The sequence below is a fragment of the Rhodococcoides kyotonense genome (genome assembly GCF_001645385.1).
Lineage (GTDB): Bacteria > Actinomycetota > Actinomycetes > Mycobacteriales > Mycobacteriaceae > Rhodococcoides > Rhodococcoides kyotonensis_B.
In genome coordinates this window covers 37800-51827 of the sequence record NZ_LVHI01000002.1, presented here as the reverse complement: position 1 = coordinate 51827, position 14028 = coordinate 37800, and the positions used below count along the sequence as shown (strand labels likewise).

Genomic DNA, 14028 nt, shown 5'->3' with positions numbered 1-14028 from the left:
GCATACGCAAGCTCGTCCTCACGACAGCATACTTTCGTCACTCGACGACGGCGTCCGGCCGCAGTGACAACGACACTTTGCCGGTCGCGGTGCGATCGGCCAGCGATTCCAACGCACCGACAGCCGCCTCCATGGGAACGACCTTCGGCTCTTCGACGATCAAGGAACCATCTTTCAGGCGTGGTACCAGGCCTGCCCACTGCCGCGCGGTGTAGTCGGGGAACGCTCGGATGTATTCGCCCCATCCAGCACCGACGACGGATACGTTCTTCAGAAGCAACCGGTTGACCTTGACCGTCGGGATCTCCCCACCCGTGAAACCGAGCACCACCAGTCGACCGTTCGGGGCGAGCGATCGGATGCTGTCGAGGAATCGATCCCCTCCGACAGGATCGAGCACGACGTCGACGCCCCGTCCGTCGGTGAGTTCGAGTACTCGATCCTTGAAGCCGTCGACCATGACCGTGTGGGTCGCGCGGTTCGCGGCTGCGACCTTCGCCTTCTCGTCGCTGCTCACGACCGCGATGGTCTCCATTCCCAGTGCAGCTGCAACCTGCAGCGCTGCGGTCCCGATTCCTCCGGCGGCGCCGTGGACCAGGACCGTCTCCCCGGCTCGACTCCTCGCGCGTTCGTCGAGCGCGAAGTGCACCGTGAGGTAGTTCATCAGGAATCCCGATCCTGCTGTCAACGACACCGACTCCGGCAAAGGGAACACGAAGCGCGGATCGAGAACGACAGTCTGTTGCCACGCGCCGTCCAGTGCGAGAACCGCAACCTTCTGCCCCTCGGTCAATCCACTTCCCAGCGGGGCGGACCGAACGACACCTGCGCCCTCCGCACCGAGTACAGCCGGGAGCGACGCGACCATCTGATAGCTACCGGACGTCTGCAGTAGGTCGGGAAATGACACGCCCGCTGCGTGCAGATCGACCACGACCTGCCCGTCGGACGCCACAGGTTCCGGCACCTCGGTGATCGCGACTCCCTGCGGTCCGACTGCCTCGACCAATTGCACTGCCTGCATCTTGCGCGCTCCTGCCCATGTATGCGGCTCGACGGCTCCGAGGTCGACTCGGCCCCCGGCCTTATTCGGGTCCGATTCGGCCCGTTGACGAATTGCGGTCCAGACTACACAATGTAGCGAGCGCTAGAAATAAAGAGCAATCGCAGATGGCGCAGGAGACACCGATGAAACGCATTCATTTCGACCACGACCACGACGCGTATCGCGACACCGTGCAGTCGTTCCTCGCTCGCGAGGTGCAACCCTTCTACGAGGAGTGGGAAAGCGACCGGCTGGTCCCACGCTCGGCATGGCTCGCAGCCGGCAAATCCGGGATCCTCGGGTTGTCGGTGCCGGAGTCGTATGGCGGCTCCGACGTCACCGATTACCGCTTCCGGCAGGTGGTCGCCGAAGAGATCGCCAAAACCGCCACCACGTCGTTCGGCGCGGGACTCAGCTGCCAGGACGACATCATCATTCCGTACTTGTCGGACCTCGGGACCGACGAACAGCGTCTGCGCTGGCTCCCGGGGATGGCGAGCGGTGATCTGATCGGCGCGATCGCCATGACGGAACCGGGAACCGGCAGCGACCTGCAGGCGATCAAGACAACAGCCGTGCGCGAGGGTGACGACTGGGTCATCAACGGCCAGAAAACGTTCATCACCAACGGAATTCACTGCGATCTGGTCATCGTCGTCGCGCGTACGGATCCGAACGCCGGCTCCCGCGGCTTGTCTCTCTTCGTCGTCGAACGTGACACGCCTGGTTTCACTCGTGGCCGCAAATTGACCAAGGTCGGGCTCGCGGCCCAGGACACCGCCGAACTGGTCTTCACCGACGTTCGGGTACCGCACAGCAATCTCCTCGGCGTCGAAGGCCGCGGCTTTCTTCATCTCATGGAACGGCTACCTCTCGAACGGCTGTCCATTGCCGTAGCCGCCATCGCCGGTGCGCGCGCCACGTACGAATGGACGAAAGCGTACGTTTTCGATCGCAGCGCTTTCGGCACGAAGATCGGCGACCTGCAGAACACACGCTTCGTGCTCGCCGACATGCTGACGGAAATCGAGGTCACCGAATCCCACGTCGACCGTTGCGTTCTGGCACTGAACAGCGGCGAACTCACCGCCGTCGACTCCGCGAAGGCCAAGTGGTGGAGTTCCGAGCTGCACAAGCGAGTCGTCGATCGATGCGTCCAATTGCACGGCGGCTACGGATACATGATGGAGTATCCCGTGGGTCGAGCATTCGTCGACCAACGTGTACAGACGATCTTCGGTGGCACCACCGAAGTGATGAAGGAAATTATCGGACGCGACATCGCGGCAGGGGCAGTCCGATGACCGCCGCGAACGGCAGGCGTCCGAGCGAACCGCACGACACCTTGCGCGATCTGCTCGAATCCCGCGTCAGTTGTCGAGCTTTCACGTCGGAACCGGTTTCCGACGGCACGATTCGCGAAATTCTGACGATGGCTCAGCGCACGGCGTCGTGGTGCAACAGCCAATCGTGGCACCTTGCGATCACCCGAGGCGAGGGCACCGAACGTTTACGCAAAGCTCTGCATTCGGCGGCCTCGGCCGACGTCGTGGAGGAGACCGACATCGCGTTTCCCCGTGAATACCGGGGCGTGCACAAACAGAGGCGGCGCGAGAGCGGCTTCCAGCTGTACAACGCAGTGAACATCGAACGCGGCGACCGAACGAGGCAACGTGAACAGACCCTCGAAAACTTCCGCTTCTTCGGCGCGCCGCATGTCGCCATCCTTCATACCGACGAAGCCTTGGGTGCGTACGGGGCGGTCGACTGCGGTGCCTACGTCAGCAACTTTCTGCTTGCCGCAACATCTCTCGGTGTGTCCACCATCGCCCAGGCTGCCTTGGCCGTCTATCCCAATGTCCTGCGTCGTGAATTGGGGTTGTCGGAAGACCGCAGAATCGTCTGCGGAATTTCCTTCGGCTATGCCGACACCTCGCACCCGATCAACGGTTACCGCACATCGCGTGCGGTAGTGGACGACGTCGTGGATTGGATCGACCGATGAGAACCGACAACCTACGCGTCACCACCGAACGCACAGGGCACGTTCTGCTGATCACGATGGACCGTCCGGCCAAGAAGAACGCGGTGGACGCCGACATGACGCAGGCGCTCGACAACGCGCTCGATATGCTGGACGACGACCCTGATCTCAGGTGCGGAATTCTGACCGGCGGACCCGAAATATTCTGCGCTGGAACGGATCTTGCGACCGGACCGGGCGATCCGACCGAACGCGGCGGAAAGTACGGCATCGCAGGACGTAGCCGCACAACCCCGCTCATCGCTGCCGTAGAGGGTTTTGCGCTCGGTGGCGGCATGGAGATTGCGCTGGCGTGCGATCTCGTCGTCGCCGGACGTTCGGCACGGTTCGGCCTCCCCGAAGTCACCCACGGGCTCGTTGCCAACTGCGGCGCGCTGTTCCGTACCCACCGGGCGCTACCCCTTCATGTTGCCAAACAGCTTCTCCTTACCGGGCAACCGATTTCGGCAGAACGCGCGTTCGCTCTCGGCCTTGCCAACGACGTCGTCGACGACGGAACCGCAGTAGCGAACGCACTTCGATTGGCCGCGGTCATTGCAGAGAATGCTCCGGTTGCCGTGCGTGAGACGCTTGCTGCGGTCGAAGCAGTGGTAGGACGCGACGACCCGCATGGATGGGAGGTGACGGCAATCGCCGAGAAAAGCGTTCTCGCATCACGCGATTCCGACGAGGGACTAGCCGCATTCCTGGAACGTCGCACCCCCGTATGGAAAGGCAACTGACTTACCCGAAAAAGGCAAGTAGCCCAGTCGATTTCGCGTATACCACGCGGTTTCCACTGGGCTATTCGCCGTCGAAATATTCCTGATTTTCGAAGCAAATCGATCATTGACATTAGTGGCGAACATCACTTACGCTTCGGCGCGAGACATTGTTCAAGGTTTCGGTCATTTCTCGACCATCGGCAAATCCGCCACAAACCAGAAAGAGGGCAGTCATGTCAGTGTCGCCCGACACCCCGGCCGCACCGCCGGCGTCACAACAGAAGGCCGCGAGAAAGGCAGCTTTCGCCGCCGCTCTGGCCACCTCTCTCGAGTGGTACGACTTCTACATTTACGGCACTGCAGCTGCACTCGTTTTCAGCAAGACATTCTTCGCCACGGACAACGAGGTCGTAGCAGCTCTCAACGCGTTTGCCACGGTTGCCATCGGCTTCATCGCCCGCCCGGTCGGTGGGATCATCTCCGGCCACTTCGGCGACAGGATCGGGCGCAAACCCGTACTGGTGTTCGCAACACTGTTGATGGGCATTGCCACTGCGTTGATCGGTTTCGTGCCCAACACGGAAATCGTCTGGCTTGCACCGGTACTGCTCGTCACACTCCGCATCTGCCAAGGTCTCGCGGTGGGCGCTCAATGGGGCGGCGCAGTCCTGTTGGCAACGGAATACGCGCCGGCCAACCGTCGCGGATTCTTCGGCAGCTTCGCACAACTCGGTATTCCGATCGGCGTTGTTCTGGGTAACGGCATATTTCTTGTCGTCGCATGGCTGGTCTCACCCGAGGCATTCATGTCGTGGGGTTGGAGAGTGCCGTTCTGGATCAGCTTGGTCATGATCTTAGTTGCTTTCGGAATCCACAAGTATTTGGAGGAGACTCCGGAATTCCAGAAGGTCGAAGAGAAGCTGGCTACCACGCCGGCCCAGCAGAAATCGCCGGTTTTCCAAGTTCTTCGACGAAACCTCAGCACGGTCCTCCTCGCCGGGGGGACCTATCTGGTCGGTATTGCAATGTTCTACATCACGATCACCGGTTCCATCCAGGTCGCGACGACCAACCTGGGGATGGCGCGAGCTGACGTCCTGTGGATCATCATGGTCGGCGCCGCAGTCCTGATTCCCATGGTGCCGTTCACGGCTCATCTCTCGGACGTCTACGGGCGTCGCCTCATCTACGGAATCGGCATTGCCGGCATGGGCCTGTGGGCTATTCCGATGTGGATGCTGATTCAATCCTCGGGCTCCGGCAAGATCTGGCCCTTCGCTATTGCCTTGATCGTGTCGTGTTTCGTCATGTCGTTCCAGACCGGTCCCCAGGCTGCCCTGTTCGCAGAGCTGTTCCCGGCTGAAATTCGCTATTCGGGTGCTTCGCTGGGATATCAGGCCGCAGCGATTCTCGGCGGCATGGCACCGATGGCGATGGTTGCTCTCGTGAACGGCCACGTGTCGAACATCTGGCGTGTGGGTTTGATGATCACCGCCCTGGCAGTGGTCGCTCTGGTGTGCCTCTTGGTTCTCTCGCTGCGGGCACGGCGGACCGACCGAGCGGCAGAGACGCACCCGGTTCCGGCTCGGGCCACTCGCTGACCCTCGCCTGACCCTCGCCTGGCGCATGCCCGAAGTCGGTGAGTGTTCTTTGCTGCACAATGGAAATGAGGCTTCTTGAGACACACGATGACCGTCGTGACAGTTGCTGTGGTTGCGCTGACCTCCGCATGCGCCAACGGCAGCAACGAAAGTTCCGGCGCCACCACGCCGACAACGCAACGCGTTGTCAGTGACGCCGTCGCTTCCTGCACTGCGTTGTCCGGTTTCGAACTCGACGCATCGCGCATCGCGTTGCCGACGTCGGGCGCACACCTGACGGAGGCAACAATCGCGAAATCCCCTGTGGAGGAGCGAGATTACTGCCAGGTCACCGGCGCGATCGACGCCGTCGATCCAGCAGCACCCCCGATCCGATTTCAGGTGAATCTTCCGGTCGAGTGGAACGGTACAACCGTTCAGATGGGCGGCGGAGGCTACAACGGCACCGTCGTGACCGGACTCGACAACGTACCCGGCACGGGCGACGCCGACCCGGACGCTTCGGACGCAAGTCCGTCCACGGATGTTCCCCTCCCGCCGATCGACCAAGGTTACGTAACTTTCGGCAGCGACGGTGGAACGGACGTCGGCGAGAACGCACCCGGTAGTTTCGCGCTGAACCCGACCGCGCTGGCCAACTATGCAGGCGAATCCGTCAAGAGAACCCGTGACGCCGCCATCGCTGTGGTCGAGCAGTTCTACGGGTCGACGCCCGATCTGCAGTTTCATGTCGGCGGATCGAAAGGGGGCCACGAAAGCCTCGTTGCCGCACAGCGCTACCCCGACGACTACGACGGCGTCATTGCGTACTACCCCGCCGCGCAGAACCAGGCATTCGTAGCTGGTTGGTCGGGCATGGTGGACGTTGCCTACGACGTTCCCGGCAACTACCTGGATCCCGAGCACAGGCAGTTCGTCACGGACGCCGTGATCGGCGCATGCGACGACCTGGACGGCATCGAAGACGGCATCGTCTCGGATGTACGAGGATGTTCCGAGTCCTTCGATGTCTCGACTCTGCTGTGTGACTCGACGTCGACGCCTTGCCTGACACCGGCTCAGGCGGACGAAATCACCTTTGCGAGCGAGCCGCAGCGTCTGCCGTATCCGCTTGCCAACGGTGTCGACACCGTCGGACCGTATCCGGTGCTGGCCGGGGCCGACTTGTCGATATGGATGACGGACGAGGACACGTCGAACTACGACCGGTTCGTCGAAGGTGTGCAGAAGTACTTCATTGCTCAGGACTCGACGGAAAATCCCGTGGAGTTCGATTACATGAAGTACAGGGACCGAGTCGAAGCGTTCTCGCAGCAATTCGACGCCACCAGCACCGACCTCGACAGCTTCGTCGACAAGGGCGGCAAGTTGATCCTGGTGCAAGGTGACACGGACATGCTCGTGCCCCAGCAGGCGACGTCCAACTACTACGAAAATCTGGTATCGAAGTACGGCAGAAGCGACTTGGACCAGAGCGTCAAGTACTACACGGTTCCCGGGTACGGTCACGGCAACGGTGAATTCGATTTGGTGTGGGATTCTCTCGGCGCGTTGCAGACGTGGGTAGCGGATGGCGTCGCGCCGACGGAACAAATCGCACGCGAGAACGGCGATCGAGCGCGCCCGTTGTGCGAATATCCCGGCTGGCCGAGATACACGGGTACTGGACCGGCCAACGAAGCCGGCAGCTTCGAATGCGCCACCACGCCCTAGTCGGTCAGCTGCTGCGGCAGCCACGCCGCAGCGCCTAGTCGTCACTGCGAGCTAGAAATCGAAACGAGAACACCCCGCCTGCGACTTTCGTTGAGGGCGGGGTCTTTTCGTTTGCGCCATCGGTACTCGCCCCAGCTGGACTCACAACTGGACGGTAGCGCGAATCTGTCCACGCCATCACGACATCAGCGCAAGTGCGACCGGATCCGGTTCAACCCGCGTCGAGCATTCCCATGGCCACATGACGGCAGGTGGTGATCGCGGTTCGATCGCCGAGTCCGAACAGTGTCATGTGGCGGAGGTGCCCGCGATGACCCAGAACGACACACCGTGTCGCCCAGCGTGAGTTGGCACCGCACGAGGCTGTTATCGCGGCATAGCCTGCGGCACACATGAATTCGACAGAAGTAATGTCGAGCAGAACAGGCCGGCTCGACCCCGACGCTCGGTCGAGAGCACGACTGAACTCGTCGACGGTCCCGGCATCGACGTCACCCAGGACGTATACCACCTCATAGCCGAACGACGAGGACACAGTCACCCGAAATGGTTTGTGCCGCAGTGTTATCGGCCATTGTTTGCACGTTCCCGGCGGCGGAGCGACATGCCCGTCCACGGGTGAGCTCTGAACCGGGGTCAACAGGTCGTTGCCCATTGCTACTCCAGACTTCACGAACCGACTCGCCGAACGGTCACGTCGAGATGAGATCCCGCCAGAATTGATGTCGCCGAGCAAGCTCTGCTGAGGTGGTGGTGGTCAGCGGCTGTTCATTCCACCGACTTTCGAACCATAACCGAGCACCACCGATCACGTCCACTGTCGACGCGTGAAGAGCACGCAGTTCGCCTCGCTATCGACGCAACAGATTCTGGCCTGCAACGTGTCCCTGGACACCGGCCACATTCCCGACACCCTGGTGTCGGATTCGGAACGGAGTACCGTGGAATCAGCTCCGCACCACCGGGCAGTTGGTACCGCGCCACACTCGAAAGCCGTCGGCTGCTCGTCTACCTTCGTCGTTCCCTGATTTCGAGGTGCAGATCCTCATGCCAGACTCTGACAACCACCGCACTGCCCCCTCCACAAACCGCATCCGCTCGTCCTCACCGGTGGTGATGATCACCGGCGCGTCGAGCGGTATCGGACGTGCAACAGCTCACCGATTCGCCCGCGACGGCGCCCGGCTGGTCCTGTGCGCACGCGGCCGCGTCGACCTGCACGCCGTTACCGCCGAATGCACCGACCTCGGTGCCGAAGAAGTGTCGGTCCAGCCCGTCGACGTATCCCACCGAGACGAGGTGGATCACGTCGTTCACGAGATGATCGACCGGTACGACGGTCTCGACATCTGCGTGCACTCAGCGGCTGTGATGTCGTACGGCGCCTTCCTCGATACCCCCGCCGACGTCTTCGACGCGACCGTCGGCGTCGACCTTCTCGGCGCCGCGAACGTGGCACGTTCGACGTTGACCGTGTTCCGACGTCAACGGTCGGGTCACCTGATCATCATCGGGTCGCTGTTGGGCCGCATCGCGACACCGTGGATGAGCTCCTACGTCACGTCGAAATGGGGGCTTCGAGGCCTGACTCGCGTTTTGCGGCAAGAGGCGCGACGCTATCCCGGTGTTTCCGTCAGCTCCGTCGCACCGGGCGCCGTCCGCACCCCCATCTACGAGCGGGCCGCGACTTACATCGGCCGCGCAGGATCGCCGCCCCCGCCCGTCGCCTCCCCCGACGTCGTCGCCGCCGCGGTCTTGAAGGTAGTACGCAACCCTCGTCGCGAACGCGACGCCGACGCCCTCTTCGGTCTCGTCAACAAGAGCGCCACAGCAGCGTTCACAGTCCTGCCAGCCGTATTCGACATCCTCGCCGCGCCGTTGCTGTGGCGATTGGGCATCGCGCGACACCCGAAGGACAACTCGGTCGGCAACGTCTTCAGCTCCCAACCCGCCGTGAAACAGGCGGGCACTGCCGCGCCCGATCAGCGTGGCTCGAACCTCACTGTCGACGAGCGGGCCGAGCCTGGCATTCGAAGCCTCGATGTGACGGGTAGATCTGACTCGCACAACGAAAAGTGCCCCTGAACAGCGTAAACGCTGTTCAGGGGCACTTGGTGTGCGCCATCAGGGACTCGAACCCCGGACCCGCTGATTAAGAGTCAGCTGCTCTAACCAACTGAGCTAATGGCGCCGATCCGCACCGCGTGTTCTCTGCGGTGCGGAAGAAACATTAACAGCACAAACCGCCAGATGTGAAATCGCCTGGTCAGACCGGCTGTCGCGTCAGCTGAAGATCTTCCGGACGACCAGAACGGCCACCACTGCGCCGACGCCCACGAGGGTGTACTTGACCGGAGGCTCGTTCAGCTTCGAGACCAGCGACTGCTTCGTGCTCTCCACGATCCGCTTCGGGCTGGCACGAACGCTCAGCTCGTCGAGGGTGCTGGCGAGCTGATTACGAGCGGCCTCGATCTCGCGCTCGATCTTGTCGGTGTCCCTGGCCACTTGTCCTCCAACGTGTCGCAAACCATGTCTGTCGGAGTCGAGCCTAGAGCACGGGCCCATTTCGATACTCTCGTCACGTGACCGACAACAAGAAGCTCGAGCCCGGCGACACCGCCCCGGCGTTCTCATTGCCCGACGCAGACGGCAACACCGTCTCGCTGTCGGACTACGCGGGCAAGAAGGTGATCGTGTACTTCTACCCAGCCGCCAGCACACCCGGCTGCACGAAGCAGGCATGCGACTTCCGGGACAGCCTGGCCGAGTTGAACGGCGAAGGCCTCGAGGTGGTCGGCATCTCTCCGGACAAGGAAGCAAAGCTCGCGAAGTTCCGCGACAACGAGGGCTTGAACTTCCCGCTGCTGTCCGACGTCGAGAAGACAACGCTGAAGGCGTGGGGCGCGTTCGGCGAGAAAAAGAACTACGGCAAGGTGTACGAGGGCGTCATCCGATCCACCTTCCTCGTCGACGAGGAGGGCAAGATCGAGGTGGCCCAGTACAACGTTCGCGCCACCGGCCACGTCGCCAAGCTTCGTCGCGACCTATCGGTCTGACGCAGCCAGCGTCCGCAGGAACAGAGCCTCGGCCACGGCGAGATTCTCGATCTCGCTGGGGTCGACGCTCTCGTTCGGGGCGTGAATGCGGCACTGAGGCTCCTCGACGCCCATCAACACGATCTCTGCAGTTGGAAACGCCTCGGCGAGTGCGTTGCACAACGGGATCGACCCACCCTGCCCCGCGGTTGCGACGGGCGCGCCGAACGCCTCGCTCAACGCGTCCGACAACGCGGCATAACCAGGACCGTCGGTTCGGGCACGAAACGGCGACCCGATGGCCTCGCGCTCGATCGTGATGCGCGCGCCCCACGGCACGTGAGATTCCAGATGAGCCACCAACGCGTCCTGCGCCTCCTGCGCGTCGATTCCGGGCGGCACACGCAGATTCAGGCGGGCAGACGCCGTCGGCGATATCGCTGCTGCCGAACCGACGACCGGTGCGCAATCGATACCCAGAATCGTCAACGCCGGGCGAGCCCAAACCGCGTCGGCAACCGACGACGATCCGGCCAGCCCGACACCCTCCAGAACGCCTGCATCCGAACGGAATCGATTCGCAGGATAATCGATGCCGTCCCACGTTTGCGTCGATTCCAGACCGTCGACGACGGTGTCGCCGTTCTCGTGTCGCAACGTCGCCAACAGCTGCACGAGAGCCGCCAGTGCGTCCGGTGCCGGCCCTCCGTACATTCCTGAATGCACCTCGCCTTCCAGCGTGTCGACGCGAACGACGACGTTGGCGATGCCGCGCAGAGTCGTCGTCACCGTGGGTTGGCCGACGGCTGCGTTGCCGGTGTCGGCGATCACGATGACGTTGGCGTCGAACAACTCGGGGCGCTGTTCGACGAGTGCCTCCAGTCCCCCGGTCCCCACCTCCTCCGACCCCTCGGCCACGACGGTGATGCCGACTCCCGGGTTGCCGCCGAGCGCCCGTAACGCGAGCAGATGCATGATCAGATTGCCCTTGCAATCCGCAGCGCCGCGGCCGTACCAGCGGCCGTCGCGTTCGGTCAGTTCGAAGGGCTCGCTGTCCCACAGTGCGTGCTCACCGGGCGGTTGGACGTCGTAGTGCGAGTACAGCAGAACCGTCGGCGCGCCTACGGGTGCAGGCGTACGGCCCACGACAGCGAGCGAACCGTCGGTCGTCTCGATCAGGTCGACGGAGTCGATGCCTGCATCGAGGAACGCCGCCCGAACCCATTCGGCCGCCGCGACGCACTCCTCGCGCGGGAACTGACGTTCGTCGTGCACCGACCGGAAGGCCACCAATTCTGCGAGTTCACGCCGCGCTCGCGGCATGTCGGCAGCAACAATCGATCGAACATCCGACATCGGTTCTCCTGACGAGCAATCGGCGACGCTTTCTCGCCCATTCTGTCACCGGGCACCGCTTCAGTTACCGACGATCTCCTGCTCCAACCACTCTGCGGTGTGCTGCCAGTGACGATCCCATGCTTCCTGCTCCAGCTGCTCCTGAGACTTGCCCGGCTCGGGAATGACCGGCGGGATGGTGAACTGAGGCGGATCGACCGTGGTGGGAACTGCTGCTGCATTCGGCGGAATGGCTTGCGCCGGAATAGGAGTGATGGTCTCGACCGTCCCGGTCCACGGAACCGGAACGGTCGGGTCGACGGACTCCCACGTGACGGGTACCGGTTCGACGTACACCGGTTGCTCGTCGACCGTCTCCGGCGCGGCGGGAGCGGGAGTCGTCGTCTCCGGCGGCGCCGCGATCACGACCGACGACGTGGCCCCCGCAAGACTGGTATCGATCTCGGTTGCATCGTGGGACGGGGCCGTCGTCGGCGCAGCGGCCTGTTCGGGCTCACCGGGAAGTGTCGACGCGAGCGCGACGCCTCCCGAGAACACCGCGGCCAGAAGCGCGGCGGCGAGAACGATCTTCCTGCGCGATGGTGGAGTTCGTCTCAAGGAAGAAGAAATGGTTGTCGCAGCCTGCGATGCGGCAGGCTCGGCCTCGGCTTCCGCCCTTGTTTTTTTCTCGGGCTCGGCCTCGACGGCGGCCGGAGTCGGCGCAGCTTTGCGGAGATCGACCGGCTTCACCGGCTTCGACGCGGCCGCATGCAACGCGGCACCCCGCGCGGCCACCTGGTCCGGATCGGACACTCGGATGACAGGCAACTCGAGGCCCAGCGACAGAATGTCGACGAGATCGCGACTTTCGGACCGATCTCCGAACAACGCGACCGAATCGGCCTCGACGCCGGCCTCGTCGAGCACCTCCCACGCCAGGGGAACCGTGCTGCCGATCTTCTCGGGTTCGATCGATGCCAGAGTGGCCGTCTTGGCGGGCGTGAGCGTCGCACCGGGAATGTCCGCCAACGAGATCGACACCCCCGCGTCACCCACGTAATAGAGGAGGACGCGGTGCGCGTAGGCAAAATCCGACGAGCGGCCCAGCCAGCCGAGGAAGGACGACGACGCGGAAACCATCGACACGTCCAGCGTCGTGCAGTCGTCGAGGACTTTCTGCAGTGCGGTGCGTTCCGCGTCGGAGGAGTACACGACGCCGACCGCATCGACGGTCAGCTTCCGGCGCCTGGCGGCGGCGTGCATGCCGTCGAGTGCGGCAGGCAGAGTTTCGGCGACGCCACCGTCGAGCGGCGTCATTCTGTTGGCGACGACGGCATCCGCCCGTGGGTCGAACAGGACGGCATACATCGAGCCGGACTCCAAGGACAGTCCAATGGTTGCCACGCGCTTCTCCTGTGCCTGAGGGGTGAGGCTCCCGACATGAACGTCTCCGACGCGCGATCGACGACGCTCACCCTGCACGAATACGTAACCTGGTGTTGTGAACCATACCGAAAGACCGTTTCTTTGACCAGAAAACAACCTATGACTTGTCACCAGCTCTTACTCCGGCGCCGCAGGTCGACGGCCGGCTTCGCTACAGACTGCCCGTTCTGTCGAAGAGAGACTTTCGCGCGTTGTGGAACGAAAGCGCCCTAGGCCGCTAGCCTGAGCAGGTGGATTCCTCTGCTAGCGCCCAGTCTGCGAGACGTCTCGACGCTGCGCTCGAATCGACGGCCGAGACTCAGGAGCTCATGCCGCGTCGGCGTCCCACCCAAGAACGCAGCAAGCGCAAGTTCGACGCCCTGCTCACCGCATCTCGGGAGCTGCTCAGCGACGTCGGCTTCGAGTCGTTCACGTGCGAAGAGGTCGCGGCCCGCGCCGAGCTACCCATCGGGACCCTCTACCAGTTCTTCGCGAACAAGTACGTCATCGTCTGCGAGCTGAACCGGCAGGATCTCGTCGGTGTGCAGCAGGAGCTCGCCGAATTCAACGGCGAGGTTCCGTCACTCGACTGGTTGCGGTTCCTCAACAAGTTCGTCGACCACATGGCCGGACTCTGGATGTCCGACCCATCACGCCGCGAAGTCTGGCTCGCGATGCAGTCCACGCCGTCGACGCGTGCCACCGGCGTCATCCACGAACGCGAATTCGCCGACCAGGTCGCGAAGATGCTCGGGCCTCTGACGCCGCGCACACCTCGTGCGCGACGCAACCTCATGGCGCAGGTGCTCGTGCACGTCGTCTACTCGATGCTCAACTTCTCCGTCCAGGACGGGCAGAGCCACGAGGACGCCGTCGCCGAACTCAAGCGCATCATGGCGGCATACCTGCTCGTCGCCGAGAAGGAGTCCCGGCGGTCGGGTCTGCCCACCACGAACTGACCCCAGGTGACCGAAGGACGCCCTCGCTCACTCCGAGTGACCGGATGTCACCTTCGGTCCGGATCCGTCGTACGGCCCCAGGTGACCGAAGGACGCCCTCGCTTACTCAGAGTGACCGAAGGACGCCCTCGGTCCGGATCCGTCGTACGGCCCCAGGTGACCGAAGG

General features: G+C 63.0%; 12 protein-coding genes and 1 tRNA gene. 8 read left to right on the top strand and 5 right to left on the bottom strand.

What is annotated here, in order from left to right:
• Positions 1-37: 37 nt before the first annotated feature.
• A complete protein-coding gene (locus A3K89_RS01910; RefSeq protein WP_068421050.1) occupies positions 38-1024 on the bottom strand; it encodes an NADPH:quinone oxidoreductase family protein in 987 nt (328 codons plus the stop codon).
• A 164-nt stretch (positions 1025-1188) separates the two neighbouring features.
• Here A3K89_RS01910 and A3K89_RS01905 point away from each other — a divergent pair, with 164 nt between their 5' ends.
• The 6 genes from A3K89_RS01905 (at position 1189) to A3K89_RS01870 (ending at position 9192) form a co-directional block, all read left to right on the top strand.
• Positions 1189-2349 (top strand): acyl-CoA dehydrogenase family protein, encoded by a 1161-nt coding sequence (locus tag A3K89_RS01905; RefSeq protein WP_068421242.1) that lies wholly within the window; start codon positions 1189-1191, stop codon positions 2347-2349.
• Positions 2346-3050, top strand: coding sequence for a nitroreductase (locus tag A3K89_RS01900; RefSeq protein ID WP_068421049.1), 705 nt, complete (start codon positions 2346-2348; stop codon positions 3048-3050). The genes A3K89_RS01905 and A3K89_RS01900 overlap by 4 nt, the downstream gene beginning before the upstream one ends.
• Positions 3047-3811, top strand: a complete 765-nt coding sequence (locus A3K89_RS01895; protein WP_068421046.1) for an enoyl-CoA hydratase-related protein — start codon at positions 3047-3049, stop codon at positions 3809-3811. The genes A3K89_RS01900 and A3K89_RS01895 overlap by 4 nt, the downstream gene beginning before the upstream one ends.
• A 215-nt stretch (positions 3812-4026) precedes the next feature.
• A complete protein-coding gene (locus A3K89_RS01890) occupies positions 4027-5394 on the top strand; it encodes an MFS transporter (protein ID WP_084423522.1) in 1368 nt (455 codons plus the stop codon).
• A 96-nt stretch (positions 5395-5490) separates the two neighbouring features.
• Complete coding sequence (locus A3K89_RS01885) at positions 5491-7107, top strand: tannase/feruloyl esterase family alpha/beta hydrolase (RefSeq protein ID WP_167674215.1); 1617 nt, start codon at positions 5491-5493, stop codon at positions 7105-7107.
• Between the two features lie 1047 nt (positions 7108-8154).
• The gene (locus A3K89_RS01870) at positions 8155-9192 is read left to right on the top strand and encodes an SDR family NAD(P)-dependent oxidoreductase (RefSeq protein WP_084423532.1); all 1038 of its coding nucleotides are present in this window, start codon (positions 8155-8157) and stop codon (positions 9190-9192) included.
• Between the two features lie 32 nt (positions 9193-9224).
• Here A3K89_RS01870 and A3K89_RS01865 read toward each other — a convergent pair.
• Together A3K89_RS01865 and A3K89_RS01860 are read right to left on the bottom strand one after the other, a co-directional pair.
• Positions 9225-9298 (bottom strand) — tRNA-Lys (locus tag A3K89_RS01865).
• Between the two features lie 92 nt (positions 9299-9390).
• The gene (locus tag A3K89_RS01860; RefSeq protein ID WP_068421038.1) at positions 9391-9612 is read right to left on the bottom strand and encodes a DUF3618 domain-containing protein; all 222 of its coding nucleotides are present in this window, start codon (positions 9610-9612) and stop codon (positions 9391-9393) included.
• 77 nt (positions 9613-9689) lie between these two features.
• Here A3K89_RS01860 and bcp point away from each other — a divergent pair, with 77 nt between their 5' ends.
• Complete coding sequence (bcp, locus tag A3K89_RS01855; protein WP_068421031.1) at positions 9690-10163, top strand: thioredoxin-dependent thiol peroxidase; 474 nt, start codon at positions 9690-9692, stop codon at positions 10161-10163.
• Here the strand turns inward: bcp and A3K89_RS01850 are convergent.
• Together A3K89_RS01850 and A3K89_RS01845 are read right to left on the bottom strand one after the other, a co-directional pair.
• Positions 10152-11498, bottom strand: a complete 1347-nt coding sequence (locus A3K89_RS01850; protein ID WP_068421029.1) for a dipeptidase — start codon at positions 11496-11498, stop codon at positions 10152-10154. The genes bcp and A3K89_RS01850 overlap by 12 nt on opposite strands.
• A 60-nt stretch (positions 11499-11558) precedes the next feature.
• Entirely contained in the window at positions 11559-12881 is a 1323-nt protein-coding gene (locus A3K89_RS01845; RefSeq protein ID WP_254303376.1) for a hypothetical protein, read from the bottom strand.
• 350 nt (positions 12882-13231) lie between these two features.
• On the opposite strand from A3K89_RS01845, the gene A3K89_RS01840 reads away from it, so the two are divergent.
• Positions 13232-13861, top strand: coding sequence for a TetR/AcrR family transcriptional regulator (locus A3K89_RS01840; RefSeq protein WP_084423531.1), 630 nt, complete (start codon positions 13232-13234; stop codon positions 13859-13861).
• Positions 13862-14028 lie beyond the last annotated feature (167 nt).

Bases quoted from the DNA above. Each gene is read 5' to 3' on its own strand.
- A3K89_RS01910 (WP_068421050.1), bottom strand. From the start codon at position 1,024: ATGCAGGCAGTGCAATTGGTCGAGGCAGTCGGACCGCAGGGAGTCGCG.
- A3K89_RS01905 (WP_068421242.1), top strand. From the start codon at position 1,189: ATGAAACGCATTCATTTCGACCACGACCACGACGCGTATCGCGACACC.
- A3K89_RS01900 (WP_068421049.1), top strand. From the start codon at position 2,346: ATGACCGCCGCGAACGGCAGGCGTCCGAGCGAACCGCACGACACCTTG.
- A3K89_RS01895 (WP_068421046.1), top strand. From the start codon at position 3,047: ATGAGAACCGACAACCTACGCGTCACCACCGAACGCACAGGGCACGTT.
- A3K89_RS01890 (WP_084423522.1), top strand. From the start codon at position 4,027: ATGTCAGTGTCGCCCGACACCCCGGCCGCACCGCCGGCGTCACAACAG.
- A3K89_RS01870 (WP_084423532.1), top strand. From the start codon at position 8,155: ATGCCAGACTCTGACAACCACCGCACTGCCCCCTCCACAAACCGCATC.
- A3K89_RS01850 (WP_068421029.1), bottom strand. From the start codon at position 11,498: ATGTCGGATGTTCGATCGATTGTTGCTGCCGACATGCCGCGAGCGCGG.
- A3K89_RS01840 (WP_084423531.1), top strand. From the start codon at position 13,232: ATGCCGCGTCGGCGTCCCACCCAAGAACGCAGCAAGCGCAAGTTCGAC.